Source organism: Pseudomonas sp. ANT_H12B (assembly GCF_008369325.1).
Classification (GTDB): Bacteria; Pseudomonadota; Gammaproteobacteria; order Pseudomonadales; family Pseudomonadaceae; genus Aquipseudomonas.
This window is the reverse complement of sequence record NZ_VOBI01000005.1, coordinates 156459-179538: the sequence shown is the minus strand read 5'-3', so window position 1 is coordinate 179538 and position 23080 is coordinate 156459. Positions and strand designations below refer to the sequence as shown.

Here is a 23080-nt window from a genome sequence, read left to right as displayed (position 1 = left end):
AAAAGCACGGGTATATGAACGACAACCCCACGCCTAAAATCAGCCTCGCCAACAAGGCAATGTGATTAACCAAGTTGCAGCCCCCACGAAGGCAGTTAATCAAAAAACCAGTACTTAAGTTCCACACGCAACCCCAAAAAGGTTGCGTGACCCCACTCGACCTCTAAAAGGTAAATTTGAAATGAAAGCTTTATTAGTTCTGGCCCTCAGCAGCCTGTGCGCAACCGCCATGGCAGACGAGGTCCCGACTGATGTCGCACAGCAGCAACCGGTCATCGAGGAATACACTTACTCCACTCACCTGGACATCGCCAAAGTTGTATCGATGAGCGAAATCCCGAATGTGTGTGAAGTAGTTCCGATGAAAATGGAATACGACGACTCCAAAGGCCAACGTCATATTCTGAGCTACACCATCATGGGTAACGGCTGCTCTAACGGCTAAACATCCGCTTTCACTTTCCCCCAAGGTTCGACCCATTCGCCCGCGGCTTACGGCAGATGAAGCGCCGAACCTTATACATCTATTTATACGATTGATTTGAGCGTTTTTTTGCGCTTTTTAATCAAATTATCAGGCGTAGTATGAATTCCACACCCAAGGCACAAAACGCCAACGAACCTGGAGCCACTACCATGAAAACCAAACTGATCCTCGCCCTGACCCTCTCCGTACTGGCCGGTAGCGCTTTCGCTGCTGATGGTTTCGACCGCACTGGCTCCGCTGTAGCCGCTGATGGTTACGATCGCACTGGTTCTGCCACTGTCGCTGCTGACGGCTACGACCGCACCGGTTCTGCCACTCTTGCTGCTGACGGCTACGACCGCACCGGTTCTGCCACTCTTGCTGCTGACGGCTACGACCGCACCGGTTCTGCCACTCTTGCTGCTGACGGCTACGACCGCACCGGTTCTGCCACTCTTGCTGCTGACGGCTACGACCGCACCGGTTCTGCCAAGGTGGCTGCCGACGGTGCAGATCGCGTTGGTGCGGCTCGGCTCAGCTGATAAACGAGCACGACTTCACAGCCCGACACTCGTCGGGCCTAGTTGTGTCTGGAGCTACCGAAAACCGACTCAAAACACAACATGTAGTGGAAAAGGCGGTTTTTGATTGTTTTTTGAACAAAAATAATCGAGCGCCAAAATTTATGAAAAAAAAATCTGTACCCGCGATGGCAGCCAAAGCCCTGTAAACCCTCACTCCGACCTAAAAACGCCTCCCGCCTCCCCTTCCAAGTACCATTTCGTCGCACCACGCGGCCGAAAATTTCCCTATAATGCGCCGTAAATCGGGCCTGCAATATTCCCTTACAGGGGAACACGCCAGTCTGAAGCCCACGCAGAAGCTGTTCGCATTTTCTGCGCCCGTCAGTGGCCTCAGAACACCCGTACAAAATTCTGTTTATTGCCTGCGTTGTACTGCTGCAAAAAACGATTTCCTTTAGATCCACCGCGGCCAGTACGGCCGTGTGAAAAACCAACCAATCAGTTTTCACACGGGCATCTGGCCCTCACGCAGGAGACGACACGTCATGCTGAGCTGGGACGAATTCGACAAAGAAGACAGCGGCGAAACCGTGGTTAAAGGCGCCAACGCCGGCCACGCGACTGAAGCCAACATGGACCGCCTCGACACCGCTGGTGGTGTCGCGGCTCAAGAAGCTCGCGCCGTCACCGCTTCGGACTCAGCCGCAATCGCCCGTGCAAAAGCTGCCCTGGACAACCTCGACATCGCCGAAGGCCTCGCCGAACTCGAAGGCGCCTCCGCCCGTGTGGCTGTCGACGAAAAGCGCATGATCAACTGCCGCGCCGACCTCAACCAACTCGTGCCATTCAAGTACGACTGGGCCTGGCAGAAGTACCTGGACGGTTGCGCAAACCACTGGATGCCGCAAGAAGTCAACATGACCGCCGACATCGCCCTCTGGAAAGACCCGGAAGGCCTGACCGACGACGAGCGCCGCATCGTCATGCGCAACCTCGGCTTCTTCTCCACCGCCGACTCCCTGGTTGCCAACAACCTGGTCCTGGCCGTGTACCGCCTGATCACCAACCCGGAATGCCGCCAGTACATCCTGCGCCAGGCCTTCGAAGAAGCGATCCACACCCACGCCTACCAGTACTGCATCGAATCGTTGGCCATGGATGAAGGCGAGATCTTCAACATGTACCACGAGATCCCATCGGTCGCGAAAAAAGCCACCTGGGGCCTGAAATACACCCGTTCGATCTCCGATCCGAAGTTCGAAACCGGCACCGTCGAAACCGACAAAGAACTGCTACGCAACCTGATCGCCTACTACTGCGTCCTGGAAGGCATCTTCTTCTACTGCGGCTTCACCCAAATCCTCTCCATGGGCCGCCGCAACAAAATGACCGGCGTCGCCGAGCAGTTCCAATACATCCTGCGCGACGAATCCATGCACCTGAACTTCGGCATCGACGTGATCAACCAGATCAAAATCGAAAACCCACACTTGTGGGATGCTGAAATGAAGGAAGAAGCTTCGCAGATGATTCTGCAGGGGACTCAGCTGGAGATTGAATACGCTCGTGACACCATGCCTCGTGGCGTGTTGGGCATGAACGCGGCGATGATGGAGGACTACCTGAAGTTCATCGCGAACCGTCGCCTGTCGCAGATCGGTTTGAAAGAAGAGTATCCAGGGACGACTAACCCGTTCCCTTGGATGAGCGAGATTATGGACTTGAAGAAAGAGAAGAATTTCTTTGAGACTCGGGTTATTGAGTATCAGACTGGTGGGGCGTTGAGCTGGGACTAAATAAAAAAATTAACGCTGTACCTAATCAAATGTTAGGGTAGCGAGATAAGCAAAGGCCTCGCTTAAGCGGGGCCTTCTGTTATAAATCGCCTTATAAGTTTTAAACTTAAAGAAGGTTAATATGAAAGGAAACGTATTAGGCGACATTAGAGCAGAGCACGACTCGAAAATGCTTGAGTCTTCCTTCTGGGAAACCTCAGATTACAAGTCACTTCTTGAGTCAAACGATCGATCCATTGTTGTAGGCAGACGAGGCACAGGGAAAAGCGCCTTAGTCCACATGCTAGCAAAACACTGGTCAAACAAGCCAAAAACCAAAGTAATTACTATCTCCCCAGAAGAAGAACAGATAATTGGATTAAGAGACACATTCGAACTATTTGGCGACAAGTATCTTCACATAAAGGCCGGAACAAAAATGGCATGGAGATACGGCCTTTACATGGAAGTAATAGCTGACCTAAGCACTCACTACAAACTCCAAAAAAACATCAACATCACTCGTATATCACACCACATACAGCCCTGGAACTCTACCCGTCAGAGCATATCTTCAAAAATAAGAAAAAAACTTAAAGAAGTTATAAAAATTGATCAAACCCCTCAATCCCGTATTGCTGACTTATCTGAAACACTAGAACTTGACCTAATAGAAGAAGTGCTTTTTGAAGCACTAGAAAAATCTGGAGTACAATACGTTGTATTTGCAGACAAACTTGATGAAGGATATAGCCCTGACGATCTCGGAGTAGCTATAGTGGATGGATTTATTCAAACTGCTATAGACGTCAAGAGCAGATCGAAAGATCTAGTTTGCGCATTCGCATTTGTGCGCGACAACATATATCGATCCATCTCAAAGCTCGATCCCGATTTCACACGAAATATTGAAGGCCAGACCCTCAGACTTCACTGGGATGAATACAACCTCTTTAACCTCGTCTGCAACCGAATTCGAATTGCATTTAACTGTGACATCGAGAATAACACCAGAGTTTGGAATCAATTTTCAGCAAACGAACTTAAAGGAAAAGAGGGTTTCCGAACGGCATTAAAGCTAACACTATATAGACCTCGAGACATCCTGGTACTTTTAAATGATGCATTTCTTAGAGCCAACTCGCAACAGAGAAAAGAAATAGTACTTGAAGATATCGATGCAACCGCAAAAACAATATCATCAAATAGACTTAATGACTTGCACAAAGAATACGAATCAATCTTTGCTGCCCTTGAAGAGTTCACTAAGTCTTTTACCGGCAGCCAACCTGAACTCAGCATAGCTGATGCTATAAAAAAAGTAGAAGTTGTACTGGCGCTGGACAGGCTAGACAAAGAAAAGCTGCAAGATATTTTCTTATTCGACAATGGTATTCAAGTACTACAAAGACTTTATAGTGTGGGATTTCTTGGCATTTACAATGAACAATCTGCATCGTTCGTATTTTGTCATGACGGGAAGGAGCCCGATCGTGAGTTCTTATCTAACTCCCGGCTTCTTATTCATCCCTGCTATTGGCTTGCACTTGGAACACAACAGTCAGAATTAAAGCTGGACGAGGCCGAAGAAATTCATGACGAATATGATATCGAGGTCAGCTCCGCGTCGGTCGAACAGCGAAATCAACGAATAGGAGCCCTACTTCAAGAACTCACCGAAATACCGGAGGGACAGGCTGGGGCGGTAGAATTCGAAGCTTGGTGCTTGAAGGCAGTAAAAGTTGTTTTCGCCGGCACTTTATGCAATGTTGAAATACACCCAAACAAAAACGGATTACAACAGCGAGATATTGTCGGAACAAATCTTGGCGAAACAAAATTCTGGAAACGTGTCACTCAAGATTATCAAACCCGGCAAATCATCTTTGAAGTAAAAAACTACAAGGAATTAACAGCATCAGATTACAGGCAAGTTAACTCTTATCTCTGTAACGATTATGGCAAGATCGCATTCATACTGACCAGAGATTTCAACAACAATCTATCAAAAGACAAAGAGCTTAACTGGGCAAAAGAGTTATTTCACGACCACAAAAAGCTTGTGATAAAACTTTCCGCAAAATTCTTAGAAAAACACCTAAGAAAATCTCGAAGCCCGCAAAAACATGACGCCTTAGACAAAGAGCTAAATAATCTAATCGACACTTATTCACGTCAGTATTTAATTACCAAATTTAGATAGCCCTCAGAATAAACTTGATCTAGCTCACACATATACCAGATGCATGAGCTATCTCATCAATCGCAACAAGCTGCTCGCGAAGATTCGTCCTACAGGAAATCAAGGTTTTTCCGGATTGACGATTACTGCACCGATCCATAGGCTGAGTGCAGGTGCCTAAGAAACGCCCAACGTAGAAGCTGCTCAGCCACACAGAATCGCACACGTCTTAAAGACGTACGTGCGACTTTTTGTTAGTAGAGCGAGTGCTTGTTGGGATTTTCTTGAATCCTCTACGTTGGGTACTGGCCCTCTCCAAAACTACGTAGAGGTAATGGAAATGCCCATAACGATTCGACTCCGTCCCTTCGCCTCGGAGACCGACCATGCTTGATCCATTCATCCCAACGGTGTTCATCCGCCACAACCGCCCCCTCCATGCCCTCCTCCTGGAAAACCAAGCCTGGTTCTGCGCCCGCGATCTAGGTCGCTTGATGGGTATCCATCTGAACGATCGAGTGGTCAGCAAACTGGATGAAGATCAGCGGCACACATTGCTAATCGACTACCACGGACAACCAGAAAAACGACTGATGCTCAGCGAGTCCGGCGTCTATGCGCTGCTGGTCTATCACTACGCGCCAGGGAATCGGTTGTTGCGAGAGTGGCTAACTCATCAAGTGGTGCCGGCCTTGCGCGATGCGGGTCCGTCGAAGAATGCGGATCGGCCGATGTTGAGTTTGTTGGATTGGCCGGAGATGTCGTTGAGTCTGTTGCATTGGCAGGATGAAGGTTGGATACGGTTGCGGGACATGCCTTATCTATTGCTGAATCGCACACGGCGGCGGGTGTCGGTGGTTAAGCCTTGGTGGCGGAAGGTTTTGGAGGCGTTTCAGTCCTCAAAACATTCGGTTGGCTAACCTTTGTAGGATCAATCGAAAGAAGTGTCGGTTCTTTCTGTAGGAATTTTCGTAGACAGTCGTAATGGCCACTCAGTATCGTCCGAGGGTTTTCAGCCCTCGGCGATTTTATGGACACGGAAAAGAGCAACAGCGATTGGACTGACATTGAGATTCAGGCTGCGGTAGACGCCTATCTCAGCATGTTGTCCCGCGAGCAGAGTGGTCAGAAAGTCGTTAAGACTGAGGAGAACCGCATCCTACGTGAGGGAGCCTTAGCCGCCCGGACCAAAGGGTCGGTTGAGTTTCGGATGCAGAACATCTCTACCGTTCTGGAGGAGTTGGGTCGAGCTCGCATTGCGGGCTACAAACCCGCCAAGAATGTCGGCGCGAATGTTGCGCGAAGCATTCGAGAAGCGCTCAACGCTCCGAGTATTTTGACACCTGAGGATTTTGCCCCGACGGCGGACGAGGCAACGCTGGAACGGCGATCTGCCAAACTTGAAAAACAACCGATTAAAGACGTGCCGAAAGGGATTGAGAGACCAGAACAGACTCAGTCCAGCGGAAGGTCTTTTGTTCGCGATCCTGAGGTGAGAGCTTGGGTTCGCCAACAGGCTAACGGTAGATGCGAAGGCTGTGGCTCGCCTGCTCCGTTTGAAAAGGATGGCAGGCCGTTTCTTGAGGTCCATCACGTTAAGCATTTAGCGCAGGAAGGTTCGGATCGCCCGAGCAACACTGTTGCGCTGTGTCCGAACTGTCATCGGCGTTGTCACCATTCGGGTGACCGGGATGAGTTCACTGCTTCACTGTTTCAGAAGGTGGAACGGTTGAAGTTTGAGTAATTGAGCCTGTAAAACTTCATAGGCACATGTGCACGAAAGCGGCGAGCCGTAAGGATCGCGCTGCCATCCCGATAAAAGAGAAAACGCTTAGAGCCATTCAGGACTCGTCCTACAGCCAAGGCTAGCCACGTTCGTTAACGTCGCGCAGCCCCTTTTCCGGGGCTGCCGATGGATGAACGAAAGGATGATCAGTGGCTGGCAACAAGGACATTCCGCGGATTAAGAATCCACCCTCCGGTGATGGGCATCACGTCACCTACCGCTACATGACTGCCACCGAATTGGCCGAGCGGGACGCCAGACAAAAAGCCTACGAGGCCATGCTGGCCAGGCAAGACGCCTTCGAACGTAGGCGTCAGGCCATAGCGGAAAAGCAAAGGCCCGCTCAAGCCGGATGTGTCTTCGCCAAGTCCTGCAAGCTGCCGGACGCCATCATCGATTACTCGAATCCCTCAGGGATGGTGCCGACCGATAGCCTGAAAGACTACGGCGACTTGATTCTACTGGGTGCTCGCGAAGCGGATGTATCGGGCGCTGTGCCACTGAAGAAGATCAGTGGCGCAGCGATTCCCGTCGGTCTGGGCTCCCTTGCCCTGGCTGGCTCGGCATTCGCCGCTGTTCCCGTGGCCGCGGCGAGCGCCGTAACAGCAACGCTGGTTGGCCTTGTTGCGCTGGTCACACAATCGAGTCTGGGCGACAGTTCGCTTTACACCGAAGACCAACTCCGTTCGCTCAAACAGGCCCGTACCCGCGTTCGCCTGCGGGTCGAGCAACAGACTGACGGCAGCCTCAAGGGGTACGGTTTCTACACCGGCAAAAATCGCGATTGGGAAATGGTTGATGTCGTGCAGTTCACATTGCGTGGCAGCCAGCAGGTGGCTGACCTGGGTGACGGCATTGAACTGATCTGGACACCGGCTGTGGAGGGTTCCGACATCCTGGGCATTCCGGCGCTGGAGGCTGCCCCGCAAGCGCCGCATATCTGGGTTTACCCGCCAACGAAAGCGGCTGACAGCATCATCGTGAACCCGGTGTATCCGCCGGAGTACAAGGATTTCATTCTGGTGTTCCCGGCGGGGTCACTCGTGAAGCCGGTGTACATCGTCATGAGTATGCCGGGGGATCATAAGTATTACGATGACCCGGAAACCCTTCCTGCCTTCCCCGACACGACCCGCGTGAAATCGAAAGCTTCAGTTCAAGGCGGAGGTAAAAAACGAGCTCGTTGGTTAGACCGTAAAGGGCGGATATATGAGTGGGACTCCAAAAGCGGTGCAGTTGAGATGTACGATAAATTAGGAAACCATCTGGGCGAGTTTAATCATTTAACGGGAGAACGAACAAAGGACGCTAAGCCAGGCAGGAAGACCCCAAAGTGACCCAAGAGAGAAAAAACATGCGCTATCTTTCCATCACCGGCTTTTACCCCGATGAGAAGCAGGACGATACATTGCAATTCGAACTGGCTCTAAAAGATTACGAGCTCAACCAGATTCTGGCTCAACTGACTGAGTCAAAAACCCTCGAAGAATTAGAGCCCGGTGAACTGCAACTTACTGAACATCAAGTCAGGCAGATTGCAGATTTACTCAAAATTGATTTCCCAGAGGGACTGGAATACTTCATCGGAACACGCGCAGGCACCTAGACAAATCCGGCTCGGCATTCGCCGCTGTTCCCGTGGCTGCGGCGAGCGCCGTAACAGCAACGTTGGTTGGCCTTGTTGCGCTGGTCACACAATCGAGTCTGGGCGACAGCTCGCTTTACACCGAAGACCAACTCCGTGCGCTCAAACAGGCCCGTACCCGCGTTCGCCTGCGGGTCGAGCAACAGACTTACGGCAGCCTCAAGGGATACGGCTTCTACACCGGCAAAAATCGCGATTGGGAAATGGTTGATGTCGTGCAGTTCACATTGCGTGGCAGCCAGCAGGTGGCTGACCTGGGTGACGGCATTGAACTGATCTGGACACCGGCTGTGGAGGGTTCCGACATCCTGGGCATTCCGGCGCTGGGGGCTGCCCCGCAAGCACCGCATATCTGGGTTTACCCGCCGACGAAAGCGGCTGACAGCATCATCGTGAACCCGGTGTATCCGCCGGAGTACAAGGATTTCATTCTGGTGTTCCCGGCTGATTCGGGGGTAAGGCTGGTTTATATTGTGGTGAGTGCTAGGGCAAAGGCACAGCCGAAGCGGGTCACACCTATCACCCTGCCCCCGAAACCGAAGACATCACTGCATTTCCTGGATTGAGAAGAACGAAAAAGAAAACCCCATACGCGGGAGGACTTCGGGATCGCTGGACTGATGCGAAGGGTAGAACAATTTACGAGTGGGATTTTTTACATGGTGAACTTGAAGCCTATCGCTCAAGTGATGGCAGCCACCTAGGTTCCTTCGACTATGAGACTGGCGAACAGCTGGACCCACCGAAGAAAAATCGAAGCATCAAAAAATATTTATGAGGACGTTATGGGACTGAAAATCAGGCTGGAATGGTATGACAAACGAACCGAGATGGGCGAAGGGGAGGAATTGTCGAAAGACTTTGGCGATGATGGCTCAGTTATCGAAGCGCTGGGCATGCCCATTGAAAACAATATGAACAATGGTGGTTTCAACGTATCCCCCGACTGGGTCAGCACTCTTCAGCCCCATTTCCACCATGCCATTCAGTTGCTCTCCTATGACTACCAAGTTGCGTTTGTCTATCGAGACAAGTGGCCATCGAAGTGATAGTGGACTGAAAGAGCCAATACAAAAAAACCGACTGATCTCCTGATCGGTTTTTGTTTACTCGCTTTCTTCGCTTAGTGCGAAACGCGACTCGTCAGCTCGTGCTTGCCGGAACCAGACTGCTACGAAGCTCAACGTAGGCAAGCCGCCTCGCCTCAGCTTGGTGGTCGGCTTGGGGAGTGTGGTGACCCTATGAATCGCGAGCAGGCTCGCTCCCATAGGGATTTGCAGCAGGTTTGGGACCATCGGCGCCCCGCCCCCTCACGACCTTGCCGAAACTACCCGCACGCCATACTGCGGAATAATCCCGTCGGCCGTGACCAACTCCAGCCCTTCCGCCTGAGCCTGGGCAATCAGCATCCGATCAAACGGATCGCGATGAATCTCCGGTAACTTGCCCGCCTGCTGTCCATGGAACAGAGAAATCGGCAGTTTGGTAAAACCCTCGTCCTCAACCAGCGCTTCAAGATCCTCTGGGGCTTCTAGCATTCCTTTGGCCTGTTTGATCGATATCTCCCAGATCGAAGCGGCGCTCACCAAGACCTGATTACGCGGTTCCCCGATCATCTGTCGAGCATCTGCGCCCAATGCAGGATCATCAGACAGCCACCAAAGAAACGCATGGGTATCCAACAACAAGCGCCTCATAGACTGCCCTCAAATCCATCGATGATGTCCTCGGGGGTCTTGTCAAAATCTGCAGACATCCGAATCTTCCCTTTCAACCGCCCAGGCTTGCGCGCCCGAGGTGTATCGACATGAGGCAGCAGATCGAGATAAGGCTTGCCGGCCTTGGCGATCACGACCTTGTCGCCATGCCATACACGTTCAGCAAGTTGCGAAAGTTGGGATTTTGCTTCGTGCATGTTTACTTGCACCAGTTCATTCATATGGCACCTCCACAGGGTTAGCTAAGCTAGCCTAAGCTGGAGATTTCCAATAGGCAAGGTGACGAGCTGACCGCTTGTCAAAAAGCAAGCTTGTCCGAGAAGACCGACAACGCGTTCTACCAGATGCCCCGTGGTGTTCTTGGGTTTTTCGCGAGCAAGCCCGATCCCACAGGTTTGGTGTGTTGCCGCTGATTTTGCGCTGTGTTGAAAACAGTCAGTGCAACCCGCCCCGCCTCCCGCTATTAATATCCTTCCCCCCTCAAGGACCCGAGCCCACCATGAAATTCGACCTCGCCTACTGCCTCAGCCTCGACGACAAGCTGTCGATCTATGACGTGCGCGATTTGAATTTCGACGAGACCATGGATTTCGACTCCGCCAAAGAACACTTCCAATGCCCCAACGATGCCTGCCGCTTGGCCTTCGATGCGGCAAATGTGTTGACGACGTTCAACGCCAAGAACGTGAATTACGTGCGCACCCCGCACTTCAAGAACACGCCCAGCACCCGGCATGTGGCGGATTGTCCTTATGTCAGTCTCAAGGCGTCGGCGTCAGGTGTGGACGCGGACGGTGCGGAAACGGATGACAGTCGCGAGGAGCATTTCCCGTCGGAGTTGTTGCTGACGCGGCGTCAGTATGTGCGTAAGCCGTCGAGCCCGGCGGGGGCGGCGGGGGCGGCGGATGTTCTGAGGGACGATCCGAAACCTCTTACAAAGCCCAGCGATACCGAGCACCCGAGCCGTGAATCAGCGCCGGACAAGACCAGCATCTTCGCCCACCCGGTGGAGTGCTTCGTGTCGAACTTCGAGGACAAAGATCTACTCAAGCGAATGCCGCTGAAGATTGGCGAGCACACGGCGCCTTACGGGTCGTTCTTCAAGAAGATCGAATACCTGACCGACAACAAGGGGCTGATTTACTGGGGCAAGATCAAGGAGATCAAGGATTACACGCAGAGTTTTCGTATCGATTTCGAACAGAAGGTCTGGTTCAAGCAAGCGGACGAGGCGAAGAAGAAGCCTTATTCAGTCAACGTTTACCTGAGCAAAAAGCTGATCGACAACTACCGCAAGCGCAAAGCGTTTCTGGAAGAGATCAAGCACGCCATCGACAGTGACGCCGAGTTGTATTGCTTCTTTTATGGGGTGACGCCGGAGTTGAAGCAGGTGCCGAGCAAGAAAAACCCCGAACAGACGTTCGAGGTGTTCAGCGCCAACATCGAGAACCTGGATCACTTCATTATTCGTGAGGCGCCGGGGTTGGAGGTGAAGTAATTGCGCTCAGCTCATGCACATGCTGGTCATCACTAAAATCAGCAAACCGATGTACACGCGTGCATGTACTCGGTCCGGAATCCGCCCAATCCACGGCGTAGCCAACCGAATGCCCACCAGCGCCCCCAACGTCAAAACCGCAAAAGCCAACACATCCACATAACCGACAAACCACGGCCCGAGATCAAATTCGGTGAACCCCGCCATCGCCATATAAGTCACCGTCCCGGCCAGCGCCACCGGCAAACTGAGTGGGTTAGCCATGGACGTCGCCTGGGACATGCTCAACCCGCACCGCCGCAACAACGGCACGGTCATGACACTGCCGCCCACCCCCAGAAACGTGGCGACGGCGCCGATTCCTACGCCGCCGCCAGACACTTCTGCCCTCCCCAATCGCCGTGGGATTGCGGTGTCGGACGGTGTAAGAAAACCGCGTCGGAAGAGGCAATCCACGATGGTCACGCCCAGGTAGGCGATGAAGGCATATCGAATCAGCTCACCACTTGCCCACATCGCCGCTATTGCGCCGACCACCGAGCCCAAGCCGATGAACCCGCCTAACGGCCACACATAATGGCGGATGAGATTACCGGCGCGGTGATGTTTTCCGGTGGCGATCAGCGCATTGATGATCATCTCGCAGGTCGAGGTTGCCACAGCAATGTGCATCGCCGATTGGCTGATGGGGTCGTCGACGCCGTGGCTGGCCGTGAGCATGCGGTACAGCAAGGGCACGACGACGAAGCCGCCGCCGAAGCCGAAGCCGAACAGTACGGCGGTGACGCCGGTCATGCAGCCGAAGAGTGTCAGCAAGAGATAGAACATCGCGCATCGTCCGTTGGTTGAGAGCGGTCGACGATAGTGCGATGCGACTTGGCCTGCTTCAGCAAGTCAGCCAATAATGTTTGCGTTTACGCCAACTGCTGGAAAACCGTGATGCGCAATGTTTCGATTGATTTGCTGGATGACACGCCACGGCCGGTGGTGGCCATCGGTACGGATTATTCCCACGGCCAATTGTTGCCCCGTCATACACACCGTCGGGCGCAATTGTTGTACGGCGCCACGGGGGTGATGCAGGTGAGCACGCACGACGGCAACTGGGTGGTGCCGCCGCAGCGGGCGGTGTGGATTCCGGCGGGGGTGGCCCATGAGGTGTTGATGCTGGGAGTGAGCACTCGCAGTGTGTATATCGAGCCGGGGGCGGTGGATCTGGGAAGTCATTGCCAGGTGATCAGCGTTTCGCCGTTGATGCGGCATTTGCTGATGGAGGCGGTGGAGATCCCGCTGGTGTACGACGAGACCGGGCGTGATGCAGCGCTGATCGACTTGCTGCTGCACGAACTGGCGCGCAGTGCTCACCTGCCACTGCACATTCCGCTGCCGGCCGATGCTCGGCTGCTCGTGTTATGCCAGGGCTTTGTGCAGCGGCCCGATGCGCATCAATCGCCGCAACAATGGGCCGATCAGTTGCACATCAGTCTGCGCACCTTCAATCGCCTTTTTCGCCAACAAACCGATCTCAGTTTCAGCCAATGGCGGCAGCGGGCCTGCGTGGTGCTGGCGCTGGCGCGGTTGGCGGTGGGTGAACCGGTGACGCGGATTGCCCTGGACTTCGGTTATGACAGCCCGGCTGCGTTCTCGACGATGTTCCGTCGCATATTGGGGCAGGCACCGTCCGTCTGGCTGGAGGGGGCGAAATAGAACAAATCAAAAAATGAGTTTGATCCGGGCGCAAAACAACTGTACAAAAACACAGTATATTTTGAATCAGCACTCTCGAGCCCGGAGAACACCATGGCCTCTCTTGCGATGAAAATCACCCTGGAACGTATCACCCTTTTCCAATTCACCCCGGCCCACTGCGCCCAGGCCCGAGCAATGCTGGGCTGGAGCGTGGAAGAGCTGTCTCGGGAATCCGCGGTTAGCGTTGATGCCATTGAGCGTTTCGAAGCGGAGCGTGACGTGCTGGACGTTACCCGGCTGGCATTGGCGTATCGGTTTGAATCGGAGGGGTTGGTGTTTTTCCCGGGGTTTGCACCGGGTCGAGGGATGAATGTGAAAGGGTCTACACCGAATCCGGTGTGGCGGGCGGATTATGCGATGGTCGAGTGAGGTGTCAGCGAATGAGTGAAATCGATGAAAGCGACAGGCGTGATCAGTTATCGGGTTGTGCCGATGCGGGTGCAATGAGGGCCAAGGCCGAATACCTCATGAAGATAGGCATGCTCCTCGATACCGGTCAGTTGGGTAAGGCTGAAGCGGCGCAAAAGCTTGGGCTGTCTTCGGCGGAACTGGACGAAATACTCGGCGGACAGTTTCACGACTTGACCGTGGCGAAGATCGCGGTCCGCTCCAGGGCGAGCGGCCCGCCAGCAGAGGATCAAGCGTTCTGAGCTGCCAACTGGTCGCCCTCGTTTTCCAAGCCTGACCACCAGGCGCTGCCCCGTTGCGGATACATGACGTTAAACGCTTCGCCCATTTGCGGAGTGGTGATCGATACATTCCGCTCCCAGGCCAGCGCCAGGATGCGGTCGAACGGCTCGTACCAGGCGTGCATCGACAAATCGAAAGTGCCGTTGTGAATCGGCAGTAACCAACGGCCTTTCAGGTCAATGTGCGCTTGCAGGGTTTGTTCGGGTTGCATGTGAACGTGAGGCCACTCGACGTTATAGGCACCGGTTTCCATGAGTGTCAGGTCGAACGGGCCGTACTGTTCGCCGATGCGTTTGAAGCCGTCGAAGTAGCCGCTGTCACCGCTGAAGAAGATTCGCGTGTCGCTGTCGATCATCACCCATGAGGCCCACAGGGTGCTGTTGCCATCGAACAGACCACGGCCGGAAAAATGTTGTGACGGTGTGGCGATGAATTGGATGCCGTCGACTTCAGTACCCTGCCACCAATCCAGTTGGCGGACCTTGCTGGCGTCGACGCCCCACTTGATCAGGGTGTCGCCGACGCCCAGCGGCGTGAGGAAGTACTTGGTCTTGTCCGCCAGTTTAAGGACAGCCTGATAGTCGAGGTGGTCGTAGTGATCGTGGGAGAGGATCACCGCTTCAATCGGCGGTAAGTCTTCCAGGCTGATCGGCGGCTGGTGGAAACGCTTGGGACCAGCCCATTGCACGGGTGAAGCGCGCTCGGCGAAGACGGGGTCGGTGATCCAGAATTTGTCCCGCAATTTCAGCAGTACAGTGGAATGGCCGAGGCGATACACGCTGTGATTGGGCGCGGCAATCAACGCTGCTTGCGTCAGGGTCTGCACCGGGATGGCGGCGGTCGGACGCGTGTTACGCGGTTTATGGAAGATCACGTTCCACATGATGCGCAGGGTCTTGCGAAAGCCTTCGCGCTTCACGGGCGCATGGTTTCGGAAAAGCCCTTCTACCTGAAGGGACGCTTCAGGGGTGGAGGCGTTGTCCGCGGGGGAAGCTGAATTGGCCATGACTGAGTAACTCCAGAAAAACCGCAAAGATTCCGGTTTTTCACGGTGGGACGATAATTGGCCAAAGCATGCACGCATCAGCCGGAGATCTATTTTTCCCTGTGCAGGATTAACAAATCATTACACTGCACAGTGTAGTTTCTAGGTTGCATCAAAGCCGATCGCAAGTAAACTGCTCAGTGTAATTCTCCACTTCTTTCTGCCGAAGCGTACTTATGACAGCTCCACAGCGCCTCACCGACCGAAAACGCGAAGCCATTATCCAAGCGGCGATTGCCGAATTCCGTGCTAACGGTTTCGACATCACCAGCATGGACAAAATCGCCGCCACTGCCGGCGTGTCGAAGCGCACGGTGTACAACCACTTTCCCAGCAAGGAAGAGTTGTTCGCTGAAATCCTCAATCAGTTATGGGCGCGGGTAACGGCGGGACAGGACACGCCCTACCGCCCCGACCTGCCGTTGCGTGACCAGATGAGCCTGATGCTGATGGCGAAGTTGCAGATGATGAGCGATGACAACTTTCTCGACCTGGCGCGAGTCGCCATTGCTGCCACCATCCATTCCCCTGAGCGCGCACAGAACATGGTCGCCCGAATGGGTCAGCGCGAAGAAGGCCTGACCGTGTGGATCCGCGCCGCTCAGGCCGATGGTCGATTGAAACCGGTCGACCCCGAATTTGCCGCACAACAGATTCACGGGATGCTCAAATCCTTCGCGTTCTGGCCGCAGATTTCCATGGGGCTGCCTGGCCTGTCCCCCGAGAGGCAGAACACCGTAGTGGAGTCTGCACTGGATATGTTTTTGGCCTGCTATCAGCTGCAATAAATGACAATGTCTGGCGCGTTGTCGAACGCTCGGTAGCTCTGAATTAAACATCGCAATGTGTTTCAGAATGAAACTGGCGCTGGGGCTATAGTGAGCCTCAGTCCCAGCGCCATGCAGAGAGCACCATGACCCCCACGACCGCCGAAACCGAAACAACCGTTCCCGTCGATCACCTGCGCTTTCACCGCCCCCACGCACACCTGGCCCCAACCTTTGGCAGCGACAAATTTGCCCTGCGCGCCGAGGCCTTCGCGCGGTTCTTCGGCACGCCAACCTTTCTCGGTGCGCAAACGCTGATCGTAGTGTTATGGGTTTGCCTCAATCTGTTCGGCGTGGCCCACTTCGACCTCTATCCGTTCATCCTGCTGAACCTGGCGTTCAGTCTGCAATCGGCTTATGCCGCGCCACTGATTCTGTTGGCCCAGACCCGTCAGGCGGCGCGGGACAAAGCTCAGTCCGAAGCCGATGCACAGCACCGCGAAGCGCTGGCTGTGGCCAACACTGAACGCCAGGCACAAGCGGCGCAGAACACCGCGCAATTGCTTGAATTGCTCGAGCAAAATACCCGGCTCACCGAAATGACCAAGACCCTCACCGAGCGCATCGAAAACCTGACGTCGGAAATGCATCAGCACTTGGTGCGCAAAGACACGCCGAACCATTGATCAACGAACCATTACTTTTTCGGCGGGTACTTGAAGCAGTGCGACTGCACGCTGCTGCCAGCGTTTTTTGTAGCTGGGTGTCGACGTCTCGTTATTGCCGTCCAGCACGATCTGGATGACGCCCTTTTGGCAAATCGTGAACACCCGCTGAACGCCGACCGCCCGACCACCGTCCTCGATGATGGCCTGCGCCAGCTCCGCTTGCGTGTCGCTGCCGATAAATTTTCCGCCACAGGTGAAAGACTGCGCCATGACCGGCCACGTCCCTGCGCACAAACACAACACCAATAGCCTTCCTGTTGTTTTCTTCATGGTTATCCCTCTCCATCGCTTAAAGGTTCTGTCGAATGACTGAGGTCAAACTAGAGGCCGACGGCGGTATTCACAATCAGAAAAGTCGACACTTGCCCTAGGTTAAAAGCGTTCAACGTTGAAGGCTTTTTCTGAGGAAGATGCCTCTCTATAGTGGGCTCCAGGAATCAACAAGCGGCGAGATCACTCATGGAAACCAACGCAATCCGCATTGCCCTGATCGGCGATTACGACCCGCAAGTCACTGCCCATCAAGCCATCCCCGTGGCCCTCGCCATGGCCGCTGACCACACCGGCCGTGACGTGCAGTTTCAGTGGCTGGCCACCGACGGCATTAACGCCGATACACCGTTGGAAGACTTCGATGGGTTCTGGTGCGTGCCCGCCAGTCCTTACCGCGATATGAACGGTGCACTGCGAGCGATTCGGTTTGCCCGCGAACGCCAGCGACCTTTCCTCGGTACGTGTGGCGGTTTTCAACACGCCGTACTGGAATACGCCCGCAACGTTCTGGGTTGGGAAGATGCCGAGCACGGTGAGACGTCGCCCGATGCCGCGCGGGCATTGCTCACGCCGCTGACCTGTGCGCTGGTGGAGGCTGTGGACAACATCCATTTGGTTGAAGGCTCGTTGATCGCCAAGGCGTACGAAAGCACTGAGATTCGTGAGGGGTATCGCTGCCGCTACGGGGTCAATCCGGAATTTGAACGGGCGTTGTTGAAGCAACAGCTGAATGCCGTTGGGCAGGATTCGACGGGGGACTTACGGGCGGTGGAACTCAACGATCATCCGTTTTTCATCGCCACCTTGTTCCAACCGGAACGTGCAGCACTCAAGGGCACCTTGCCGCCGCTGGTCCGCGCGTTGATCGAAGCTTGTGCGAGGCAAACATCATGATGGCCAAAACGCCGCAAGCCCCCCACTACGCCGTGATCTTTACTTCGTTGCGCACCGAAGGTGACCAGGGTTACGCCCAGGCTGCCGAGCGCATGGTCGAGCTGGCCCGCGAGCAGCCCGGTTTCCTGGGTGTTGAATCGGCTCGCGGAGAGGATGGGCTCGGGATTACGGTTTCCTATTGGGCCAGCGAAGCGGCGATTCTGGCGTGGAAACACCATCCCGAGCACAGCGAGATTCGTGAGCGTGGGCGCTCGACCTGGTATTCGGCGTGTCATACGCGGGTGTGCAAGGTTGAGCGGGCGTATGAGTTTACCCTGTGAATGGTGCGGCGCTCTTCAAGCCGCCTTCGCGAGCAGGCTCGCTCCCACATTAGCTCTAGAAGATTCTAGGTTGCAGAGCCACCACAGCCACCGCAACAGGTCTTCACCAGATTGCGAACCGCCGAAATCGCCGGCACGTCCCGCCGATTCATGTACACCCGCAACGGCTCGGTAATGTTGATCCGGTCGTCGATGTTCTGATCCAGCAACAACTGAATCAACTCGCGGTCAAGCGTCTTGGTCTGATCCGGACCCGAGGCCCAGACAAATTCACTCGTCGGAATAATGCCGTCATCCGCCACGTCCATGCCGAAGGAATCTTCGCTGAAACGAACAATGTACTGACCGGTTTTGCGGTTGAGGCCGACGAAGCCTTTGAGTTGGTCGGCGGCCTGGCAGATGAGCTCGGAAGTGATGCGCATATAAACCTCACAAAAGGTCGTAAAGGACCGGTGATCGATGGTTTACACGCAGGGCAAGCGAATGGGTTTCCCTCTGCTGGGGAAACTTCCGGGGCCAAGAGTACTGCAAAGAACCGCACAAAAGCGCTTAAAAATTCTGCTTTAAACACGTTTATGTCGGTCTGGCGATAGCGCTGGCGGCGCTCAGTTGTTAAAAGAGACATCTTTGAAAATCTCTGCGAAAGGATCTCGACCATGCCTGCCACCTTCCCTAAAAGCGCCTTGCTGCTGAGTATGCTGCTCGGACTCGGTCAGGCACAGGCCGCCAGCGAGCCAAGCCCCACCGCACTGGCGACCCGCTTGGGCATTCCGCATCCGGCGGTGATCGCCCACCGTGGCGCGTCCTTTGATGCACCGGAGTCCACCGCCGCGGCCTACAAACTGGCCCGTGACCTGGGCGCCGATTACCTGGAAATGGACCTGCAACGCAGCAAGGATGGCGTGCTGTTCGCCCTGCACGACAACAACCTGCAACGCACCACCGATGTCGCCACCAAATTCCCTGAACGCAAAGACAGCCCGGCCAACGAATTCACCCTCGCCGAACTGAAAACCCTCGATGCCGGCAGCTGGTTCAACACGGCTTACCCGGATCGTGCTCGGCCGTCCTACGCCGGTCTGAAAATTCTCACCCTCGACGAAATCATCGATATCGCCCAAGGCAACCCGCTGCACAAGCCCGGCCTGTACATCGAAACCAAAGAGCCAAACCAGTTTCCCGGTCTCGAACGCGATCTCAAGGAGAAACTTCAGGATCGCGGCTGGCTGAGCCCGACAGGTTCGAAACTGGCGAAAAGCGAACTGGCTGTCGGCCAGGGCAAAGGCAAAGTCGTACTGCAAACGTTCGAGAAGAACAGCCTCGAACTGTTGGAAAAGGAAATGCCGCAAGTGCCGAAGATCCTGCTGCTGTGGGTCGGCGAAGGCAGCATCGAGCCTAAATCCAAGGTGACGTTCGCAGAGTCCGGCGACAAGGACAAAGCGACGTACTACGCCAAACAGCAACCGAAGAACAAAGCCGAATTCCAGCAATGGGTCGAGTACGCCAAGGCCCAGGGCGCGATCGGCACCGGGCCTTCTGCCGCGCTGACCAAGGGTGGCGATCAGAGCTATTCAGACCTGGTGCAACCGTGGATGAACCAGTACACCCATGACCAGGGTCTGTTGGTGCACGTCTACACCATCGACGATGCCGTGGATTACCAGAAGGTCATGGCCACCGGTGTCGACGGCATCTTCACCAACCGCGCCAGCGAACTGCTCAAGTTCTACAAACGCCCGGCCGCGGCCAGTGTTGCGCAATTGCTGCAGAACAACGGCTACTGATTGGCGCCTGAGACCACACCGAGGCGACTGACACATGTGATCCTGGTCGCCGATCGTTCCCACGCTCTGCGTGGGAACGATCAGTATCAAGTCGCGTTCGGAGAATTAAGGATGGATTAAGTTGCGCCAGCTAATCTGATCCCACTTAAACAGCTCACCTAAGGAAAGAACCTCATGAAAACCCTGACTGCCCTGTTCACTGCTGCTGCCCTGACCCTCACCGCTGGTTTGGCCCAGGCTGATGTTCGCGTCGACCAGATCCCTGAGCTGGTTAAAAGCGGCAAGATCAAGCCATTGGAAGAAATGAACCAGGCCGCTCTGAAGTTGCACCCGGGTGCGACCATCACCGACACGGACCTGGACAACCACTTCAATAACTATGAGTACGAAGTGGAACTGAAAAGCGCTGACGGCAAAGAATTTGACGTGGACTTCGATGCCACCACTGGCAAAGTACTGAGCGACAAACAAGACACCTGATACACCCACACAAAAAGCCGCACGATTATCGGATCGTGCGGCTTTTTTGCGTGTCGGATTCCGATGAACACCTCAGCCCGTTAGAATCCCGACACGGTGTTCACGCAGAGACGATTGATATGGGGCAAACAGCGGCAGCAGACATTGCCACAATCGGTCGAATCAGCGCCGTGCCGGCGATGCTTCAAGTGATCCGCGAAATGACCGGCCTGCGTTTTGCCGCGGTCGCCCGCGTCACTGAGGATTCGTGGACCGCCTGCGCCGTGCTCGATCAGCTGGGTTTCGGCCTCAAGGTCGGCGGCGAGCTGGATGTGGTCACGACCCTGTGCCATGAAATTCGCGCCGCGCGTGTCTCGGTGGTGATCGACAAGGTCAATGAAGACCCGCTGTACCGCGACCACCACACCCCTCGCCTGTATAAATTCGAAAGCTATATTGCCGTTCCGATCTTCCGCACTGATGGACGCTTTTTCGGCACCATCTGTGCCCTCGACCCCAATCCTGCCCCCCTCAAGTCCAGCGCGATCCAGAGCACCATGGAATCGTTCGCCCGAATGCTGGCGCTGCAGATCGAGGCCGAAGAAAATCAGCAACAGACCGAAGTGGCGTTGCAGCAGGAACGGCAAACCGCCGAACTGCGCGAACAGTTCATCGCCGTGCTCGGCCATGATCTGCGCAACCCACTGTTCGCCATCAGCGCAGGCGCCGAAATGCTGCTGCGCAAACTCCCCGATCCGGCGAATCAGCAACGAGCCCAACACATTCTCACCAGTGCCCGACGAGCGACCAGACTCGTCGACGACGTACTGGATTTCGCTCGCGGCTCTCTGGGCCACGGCATCCCGGTGAACATCGAGCCCTGCCCGGATCTGGAAGATTCATTGCGGCACGTGATTTCCGAAGTTCAGAACGTGCACCCGCAGCGCACCATTCAGTCGTCCATCGGCGATCTGCACGGCATTCATTGCGATCGCGAGCGGGTCGCGCAATTGCTGTCCAATCTGGTGGCGAACGCGGTTGCCCACGGAGATCCCGACGGCTCGGTCGATATCAGCGCTCAGATCAACGAAGGGCAGTTCGTGCTGAGCGTGAAAAATCAGGGAGTGATTGCCGAGGAGGCGCTACCGCACCTGTTCCGGCCCTACTCGCGACCGGCCAGCGACACACCGCAAGCCGGCCTCGGGTTGGGGTTGTACATTGCCAGTCAGATTGCGCAGTCTCATGGTGGACAGCTTGATGTGAAATCAACTCCATCCCATGGGACGGAGTTCATCTTCACGCTGGCGTTGACGCGGTGATAACAGCCTCCACACCTTGATCTCGTTAGCGTGACTCGCAGACGATTTACTGTTGAATACCTCGACCGACAGACGTACTGACCAACGCGCCGGACTGGGACCGCAATTTTGCAACGTCAGCAACACCGCCTCCGTCGCGACATCCGCAGCTTTTGCATCGGCGCTTTTTTGATTGATCTGGGCCATGTGCAGTTGCTCGGTCTGAGCGCGATACAAGGCGATTCGCTCATCGCCGAACCGTCACAAAAACGTCAAACAGCCTTGCGATGATGCGGCTCAAGTGAACCTGTGAAACCCGCGACAGGCGCCTCCTCTTGCGAGCCCTCATGAACCACAGCATCGACCAAAGCCATCGCGACCCGGACCTGTTCGGTCTGCTTTACGGTTTCAGTTTTCGCCCTGGCGAACGTGGCCGCGAGATCGATTCGGCCAAGGCTTTGCAATGCCTGCAACAGCCGGACGACAGCGAAGAGTTTCTCTGGCTGCACCTGAACCTCGCTCATGCGGCCTGCGAGCGCTGGATGAAAAGTCATCTGGAATTGCCCGACGAGTTTTTCGAGGCGCTGCACGAAGGCTCGCGTTCGACGCGTATCGAGCATGTCGATTCGGCGTTGCTGGCAGTGGTCAACGACGTGGTGTTCAACCTCAGCAGCATGGTGTCTTCGGATGTTTCGACGTTGTGGGTTTGCGCCCGCAGTCGTCTGATCATCAGCGCGCGGCTGCAACCGCTGCATTCGGTGGACAAGTTGCGCTCTTCGGTGAAGGCCGGTGAGTGCTTTCGCTCACCGCTCGAATTGCTGGTGCATCTGTTGCGCGATCAGGGCGAAGTGCTGACGCAGATCGTGCGCAAGACCAGCCTGAGTGTTGACCAGATCGAAGATGAGTTGCTGTCTTCGCGGCTGTCGACCAACCGCGCGGAGCTGGGCGCCAATCGCCGGGTGCTGGTGCGTTTGCAACGGCTGCTGGCGCTGGAGCCGGGGTCGTTGCTGCGCCTGCTCAATCGCCCGCCCCAGTGGTTGCAGAAGGAAGACGTCAAGGAGCTGCGCAAATCGACCGAGGAGTTTGCGCTGATCATCAACGACCTCACGGCGCTGGGTGAGCGCATCAAGTTGTTGCAGGAAGAAATCGCCGCCAACCTCAATGAGCAGAGCAACCGCACGCTGTTCACCCTGACCGTGGTGACGGTGCTGGCGCTGCCGATCAACATCATCGCCGGTTTCTTTGGCATGAACGTCGGCGGGGTACCACTTTCCGGTGACCCCGAAGGGTTCTGGATACTGGTGGCGCTGGTCGCGACGTTTACCGTGATTGCCGGGCGTTGGGCATTTCGTAAGCGCCAGGATTACTGATTCTGCCCGCTCATTCCCACACGTGTCGATCGCCCCACGCTCCGCGTGGGAACGATCCGTAGTGGACGGACGGCATTAGCAAAAAACCCAAACACTGACTCAGCGCAGC

The 23080-nt window shown here is 55.1% G+C and carries 28 protein-coding genes and 1 pseudogene; 23 read left to right on the top strand and 6 right to left on the bottom strand.

The window, feature by feature from the left end; genetic code table 11:
• Nucleotides 1–181 precede the first annotated feature (181 nt).
• From FQ185_RS10430 to FQ185_RS10385, 10 genes and pseudogenes are all read left to right on the top strand, one after another.
• Nucleotides 182–445 (top strand): DUF2790 domain-containing protein, encoded by a 264-nt coding sequence (locus tag FQ185_RS10430; protein ID WP_149417362.1) that lies wholly within the window; start codon nucleotides 182–184, stop codon nucleotides 443–445.
• Between the two features lie 191 nt (nucleotides 446–636).
• Complete coding sequence (locus FQ185_RS10425; RefSeq protein ID WP_149417361.1) at nucleotides 637–1008, top strand: heme utilization protein; 372 nt, start codon at nucleotides 637–639, stop codon at nucleotides 1006–1008.
• 527 nt (nucleotides 1009–1535) lie between these two features.
• On the top strand, nucleotides 1536–2786 hold the full coding sequence (locus FQ185_RS10420; protein WP_008034875.1) for a ribonucleotide-diphosphate reductase subunit beta: 1251 nt from the start codon (nucleotides 1536–1538) through the stop codon (nucleotides 2784–2786).
• Nucleotides 2787–2907: 121 nt separating this feature from the next.
• Nucleotides 2908–4968 carry a P-loop ATPase, Sll1717 family gene (locus tag FQ185_RS30545; RefSeq protein WP_149417360.1) on the top strand — a complete coding sequence of 687 codons (2061 nt, stop codon included), beginning with the start codon at nucleotides 2908–2910 and terminating at the stop codon, nucleotides 4966–4968.
• A 365-nt stretch (nucleotides 4969–5333) separates the two neighbouring features.
• The gene (locus FQ185_RS10410; protein WP_149417359.1) at nucleotides 5334–5867 is read left to right on the top strand and encodes a Bro-N domain-containing protein; all 534 of its coding nucleotides are present in this window, start codon (nucleotides 5334–5336) and stop codon (nucleotides 5865–5867) included.
• Nucleotides 5868–5977: 110 nt separating this feature from the next.
• Nucleotides 5978–6691, top strand: coding sequence for an HNH endonuclease (locus FQ185_RS10405; protein ID WP_149417358.1), 714 nt, complete (start codon nucleotides 5978–5980; stop codon nucleotides 6689–6691).
• Nucleotides 6692–6882: 191 nt separating this feature from the next.
• Complete coding sequence (locus FQ185_RS10400; RefSeq protein WP_149417357.1) at nucleotides 6883–8070, top strand: S-type pyocin domain-containing protein; 1188 nt, start codon at nucleotides 6883–6885, stop codon at nucleotides 8068–8070.
• Between the two features lie 17 nt (nucleotides 8071–8087).
• Complete coding sequence (locus tag FQ185_RS10395) at nucleotides 8088–8339, top strand: pyocin S6 family toxin immunity protein (protein ID WP_149417356.1); 252 nt, start codon at nucleotides 8088–8090, stop codon at nucleotides 8337–8339.
• A gap of 5 nt (nucleotides 8340–8344) precedes the next feature.
• Nucleotides 8345–9156 (top strand): annotated as a pseudogene (locus FQ185_RS10390) (colicin E3/pyocin S6 family cytotoxin); the annotation flags it as partial.
• A 7-nt stretch (nucleotides 9157–9163) separates the two neighbouring features.
• Nucleotides 9164–9427, top strand: coding sequence for a colicin E3-like toxin immunity protein (locus FQ185_RS10385; RefSeq protein ID WP_149417355.1), 264 nt, complete (start codon nucleotides 9164–9166; stop codon nucleotides 9425–9427).
• Nucleotides 9428–9688: 261 nt separating this feature from the next.
• On the opposite strand, the gene FQ185_RS10380 is transcribed toward FQ185_RS10385, so the two are convergent.
• Nucleotides 9689–10060 (bottom strand): type II toxin-antitoxin system VapC family toxin, encoded by a 372-nt coding sequence (locus FQ185_RS10380; protein WP_256730399.1) that lies wholly within the window; start codon nucleotides 10058–10060, stop codon nucleotides 9689–9691.
• An 11-nt stretch (nucleotides 10061–10071) separates the two neighbouring features.
• On the bottom strand, nucleotides 10072–10317 hold the full coding sequence (locus FQ185_RS10375; protein WP_149417353.1) for a type II toxin-antitoxin system Phd/YefM family antitoxin: 246 nt from the start codon (nucleotides 10315–10317) through the stop codon (nucleotides 10072–10074).
• A 278-nt stretch (nucleotides 10318–10595) separates the two neighbouring features.
• On the opposite strand from FQ185_RS10375, the gene FQ185_RS10370 reads away from it, so the two are divergent.
• A complete protein-coding gene (locus FQ185_RS10370; protein WP_149417352.1) occupies nucleotides 10596–11594 on the top strand; it encodes a hypothetical protein in 999 nt (332 codons plus the stop codon).
• A gap of 6 nt (nucleotides 11595–11600) precedes the next feature.
• Here the strand turns inward: FQ185_RS10370 and FQ185_RS10365 are convergent, their stop codons facing one another.
• Nucleotides 11601–12422 (bottom strand): sulfite exporter TauE/SafE family protein, encoded by an 822-nt coding sequence (locus FQ185_RS10365; RefSeq protein ID WP_149417351.1) that lies wholly within the window; start codon nucleotides 12420–12422, stop codon nucleotides 11601–11603.
• A gap of 111 nt (nucleotides 12423–12533) precedes the next feature.
• Between FQ185_RS10365 and FQ185_RS10360 the strand changes: the two genes are divergently transcribed.
• From FQ185_RS10360 to FQ185_RS10350, 3 genes are all read left to right on the top strand, one after another.
• Nucleotides 12534–13301, top strand: a complete 768-nt coding sequence (locus tag FQ185_RS10360) for a helix-turn-helix domain-containing protein (RefSeq protein WP_149417350.1) — start codon at nucleotides 12534–12536, stop codon at nucleotides 13299–13301.
• Between the two features lie 93 nt (nucleotides 13302–13394).
• Nucleotides 13395–13712 (top strand): XRE family transcriptional regulator, encoded by a 318-nt coding sequence (locus FQ185_RS10355; RefSeq protein ID WP_149417349.1) that lies wholly within the window; start codon nucleotides 13395–13397, stop codon nucleotides 13710–13712.
• 11 nt (nucleotides 13713–13723) lie between these two features.
• A complete protein-coding gene (locus FQ185_RS10350) occupies nucleotides 13724–13993 on the top strand; it encodes an XRE family transcriptional regulator (protein ID WP_149417348.1) in 270 nt (89 codons plus the stop codon).
• On the opposite strand, the gene FQ185_RS10345 is transcribed toward FQ185_RS10350, so the two are convergent.
• Nucleotides 13981–15039: an MBL fold metallo-hydrolase gene (locus FQ185_RS10345; protein ID WP_149417347.1), complete on the bottom strand. Its 1059-nt coding sequence runs from the start codon at nucleotides 15037–15039 to the stop codon at nucleotides 13981–13983. The two genes, FQ185_RS10350 and FQ185_RS10345, sit on opposite strands and share 13 nt — an antisense overlap.
• 215 nt (nucleotides 15040–15254) lie before the next feature.
• Between FQ185_RS10345 and FQ185_RS10340 the strand changes: the two genes are divergently transcribed.
• Nucleotides 15255–15866, top strand: coding sequence for a TetR/AcrR family transcriptional regulator (locus tag FQ185_RS10340; protein WP_149417346.1), 612 nt, complete (start codon nucleotides 15255–15257; stop codon nucleotides 15864–15866).
• A 125-nt stretch (nucleotides 15867–15991) separates the two neighbouring features.
• Nucleotides 15992–16531, top strand: coding sequence for a DUF1003 domain-containing protein (locus FQ185_RS10335; RefSeq protein ID WP_149417345.1), 540 nt, complete (start codon nucleotides 15992–15994; stop codon nucleotides 16529–16531).
• On the opposite strand, the gene FQ185_RS10330 is transcribed toward FQ185_RS10335, so the two are convergent.
• Nucleotides 16532–16843, bottom strand: a complete 312-nt coding sequence (locus FQ185_RS10330) for a hypothetical protein (protein WP_149417344.1) — start codon at nucleotides 16841–16843, stop codon at nucleotides 16532–16534.
• A gap of 189 nt (nucleotides 16844–17032) precedes the next feature.
• Between FQ185_RS10330 and FQ185_RS10325 the strand changes: the two genes are divergently transcribed.
• Entirely contained in the window at nucleotides 17033–17740 is a 708-nt protein-coding gene (locus tag FQ185_RS10325; protein ID WP_149417343.1) for a CTP synthase, read from the top strand.
• On the top strand, nucleotides 17737–18060 hold the full coding sequence (locus tag FQ185_RS10320) for an antibiotic biosynthesis monooxygenase (protein ID WP_149417342.1): 324 nt from the start codon (nucleotides 17737–17739) through the stop codon (nucleotides 18058–18060). Before FQ185_RS10325 ends, FQ185_RS10320 begins: the two co-directional genes overlap by 4 nt.
• A 65-nt stretch (nucleotides 18061–18125) precedes the next feature.
• Here FQ185_RS10320 and FQ185_RS10315 read toward each other — a convergent pair whose 3' ends face one another.
• Nucleotides 18126–18482 carry a DUF2025 family protein gene (locus FQ185_RS10315; protein ID WP_149417341.1) on the bottom strand — a complete coding sequence of 119 codons (357 nt, stop codon included), beginning with the start codon at nucleotides 18480–18482 and terminating at the stop codon, nucleotides 18126–18128.
• Nucleotides 18483–18716: 234 nt separating this feature from the next.
• On the opposite strand from FQ185_RS10315, the gene FQ185_RS10310 reads away from it, so the two are divergent.
• The 5 genes from FQ185_RS10310 to FQ185_RS10295 all read left to right on the top strand — a co-directional run bounded on the left by FQ185_RS10310 (nucleotide 18717) and on the right by FQ185_RS10295 (nucleotide 22971).
• Nucleotides 18717–19844, top strand: a complete 1128-nt coding sequence (locus FQ185_RS10310) for a glycerophosphodiester phosphodiesterase (RefSeq protein WP_149417340.1) — start codon at nucleotides 18717–18719, stop codon at nucleotides 19842–19844.
• A 174-nt stretch (nucleotides 19845–20018) separates the two neighbouring features.
• On the top strand, nucleotides 20019–20324 hold the full coding sequence (locus tag FQ185_RS10305) for a PepSY domain-containing protein (RefSeq protein ID WP_149417339.1): 306 nt from the start codon (nucleotides 20019–20021) through the stop codon (nucleotides 20322–20324).
• A gap of 119 nt (nucleotides 20325–20443) precedes the next feature.
• On the top strand, nucleotides 20444–21622 hold the full coding sequence (locus FQ185_RS10300; RefSeq protein WP_149417338.1) for a GAF domain-containing sensor histidine kinase: 1179 nt from the start codon (nucleotides 20444–20446) through the stop codon (nucleotides 21620–21622).
• Nucleotides 21623–21730: 108 nt separating this feature from the next.
• Nucleotides 21731–21892, top strand: a complete 162-nt coding sequence (locus FQ185_RS30170; protein WP_178113518.1) for a hypothetical protein — start codon at nucleotides 21731–21733, stop codon at nucleotides 21890–21892.
• Nucleotides 21893–21948: 56 nt separating this feature from the next.
• Nucleotides 21949–22971, top strand: coding sequence for a transporter (locus FQ185_RS10295; RefSeq protein ID WP_149417337.1), 1023 nt, complete (start codon nucleotides 21949–21951; stop codon nucleotides 22969–22971).
• Nucleotides 22972–23080 lie beyond the last annotated feature (109 nt).

What these genes read in the sequence shown, in the direction of transcription:
- FQ185_RS10430 (WP_149417362.1), top strand. Translation starts at nt 182, where the DNA reads ATGAAAGCTTTATTAGTTCTGGCCCTCAGCAGCCTGTGCGCAACCGCC.
- FQ185_RS10425 (WP_149417361.1), top strand. Translation starts at nt 637, where the DNA reads ATGAAAACCAAACTGATCCTCGCCCTGACCCTCTCCGTACTGGCCGGT.
- FQ185_RS10420 (WP_008034875.1), top strand. Translation starts at nt 1,536, where the DNA reads ATGCTGAGCTGGGACGAATTCGACAAAGAAGACAGCGGCGAAACCGTG.
- FQ185_RS30545 (WP_149417360.1), top strand. Translation starts at nt 2,908, where the DNA reads ATGAAAGGAAACGTATTAGGCGACATTAGAGCAGAGCACGACTCGAAA.
- FQ185_RS10410 (WP_149417359.1), top strand. Translation starts at nt 5,334, where the DNA reads ATGCTTGATCCATTCATCCCAACGGTGTTCATCCGCCACAACCGCCCC.
- FQ185_RS10405 (WP_149417358.1), top strand. Translation starts at nt 5,978, where the DNA reads ATGGACACGGAAAAGAGCAACAGCGATTGGACTGACATTGAGATTCAG.
- FQ185_RS10395 (WP_149417356.1), top strand. Translation starts at nt 8,088, where the DNA reads ATGCGCTATCTTTCCATCACCGGCTTTTACCCCGATGAGAAGCAGGAC.
- FQ185_RS10385 (WP_149417355.1), top strand. Translation starts at nt 9,164, where the DNA reads ATGGGACTGAAAATCAGGCTGGAATGGTATGACAAACGAACCGAGATG.
- FQ185_RS10375 (WP_149417353.1), bottom strand. Translation starts at nt 10,317, where the DNA reads ATGAATGAACTGGTGCAAGTAAACATGCACGAAGCAAAATCCCAACTT.
- FQ185_RS10370 (WP_149417352.1), top strand. Translation starts at nt 10,596, where the DNA reads ATGAAATTCGACCTCGCCTACTGCCTCAGCCTCGACGACAAGCTGTCG.
- FQ185_RS10365 (WP_149417351.1), bottom strand. Translation starts at nt 12,422, where the DNA reads ATGTTCTATCTCTTGCTGACACTCTTCGGCTGCATGACCGGCGTCACC.
- FQ185_RS10360 (WP_149417350.1), top strand. Translation starts at nt 12,534, where the DNA reads ATGCGCAATGTTTCGATTGATTTGCTGGATGACACGCCACGGCCGGTG.
- FQ185_RS10355 (WP_149417349.1), top strand. Translation starts at nt 13,395, where the DNA reads ATGGCCTCTCTTGCGATGAAAATCACCCTGGAACGTATCACCCTTTTC.
- FQ185_RS10350 (WP_149417348.1), top strand. Translation starts at nt 13,724, where the DNA reads ATGAGTGAAATCGATGAAAGCGACAGGCGTGATCAGTTATCGGGTTGT.
- FQ185_RS10345 (WP_149417347.1), bottom strand. Translation starts at nt 15,039, where the DNA reads ATGGCCAATTCAGCTTCCCCCGCGGACAACGCCTCCACCCCTGAAGCG.
- FQ185_RS10340 (WP_149417346.1), top strand. Translation starts at nt 15,255, where the DNA reads ATGACAGCTCCACAGCGCCTCACCGACCGAAAACGCGAAGCCATTATC.
- FQ185_RS10335 (WP_149417345.1), top strand. Translation starts at nt 15,992, where the DNA reads ATGACCCCCACGACCGCCGAAACCGAAACAACCGTTCCCGTCGATCAC.
- FQ185_RS10330 (WP_149417344.1), bottom strand. Translation starts at nt 16,843, where the DNA reads ATGAAGAAAACAACAGGAAGGCTATTGGTGTTGTGTTTGTGCGCAGGG.
- FQ185_RS10325 (WP_149417343.1), top strand. Translation starts at nt 17,033, where the DNA reads ATGGAAACCAACGCAATCCGCATTGCCCTGATCGGCGATTACGACCCG.
- FQ185_RS10320 (WP_149417342.1), top strand. Translation starts at nt 17,737, where the DNA reads ATGATGGCCAAAACGCCGCAAGCCCCCCACTACGCCGTGATCTTTACT.
- FQ185_RS10315 (WP_149417341.1), bottom strand. Translation starts at nt 18,482, where the DNA reads ATGCGCATCACTTCCGAGCTCATCTGCCAGGCCGCCGACCAACTCAAA.
- FQ185_RS10310 (WP_149417340.1), top strand. Translation starts at nt 18,717, where the DNA reads ATGCCTGCCACCTTCCCTAAAAGCGCCTTGCTGCTGAGTATGCTGCTC.
- FQ185_RS10305 (WP_149417339.1), top strand. Translation starts at nt 20,019, where the DNA reads ATGAAAACCCTGACTGCCCTGTTCACTGCTGCTGCCCTGACCCTCACC.
- FQ185_RS10300 (WP_149417338.1), top strand. Translation starts at nt 20,444, where the DNA reads ATGGGGCAAACAGCGGCAGCAGACATTGCCACAATCGGTCGAATCAGC.
- FQ185_RS10295 (WP_149417337.1), top strand. Translation starts at nt 21,949, where the DNA reads ATGAACCACAGCATCGACCAAAGCCATCGCGACCCGGACCTGTTCGGT.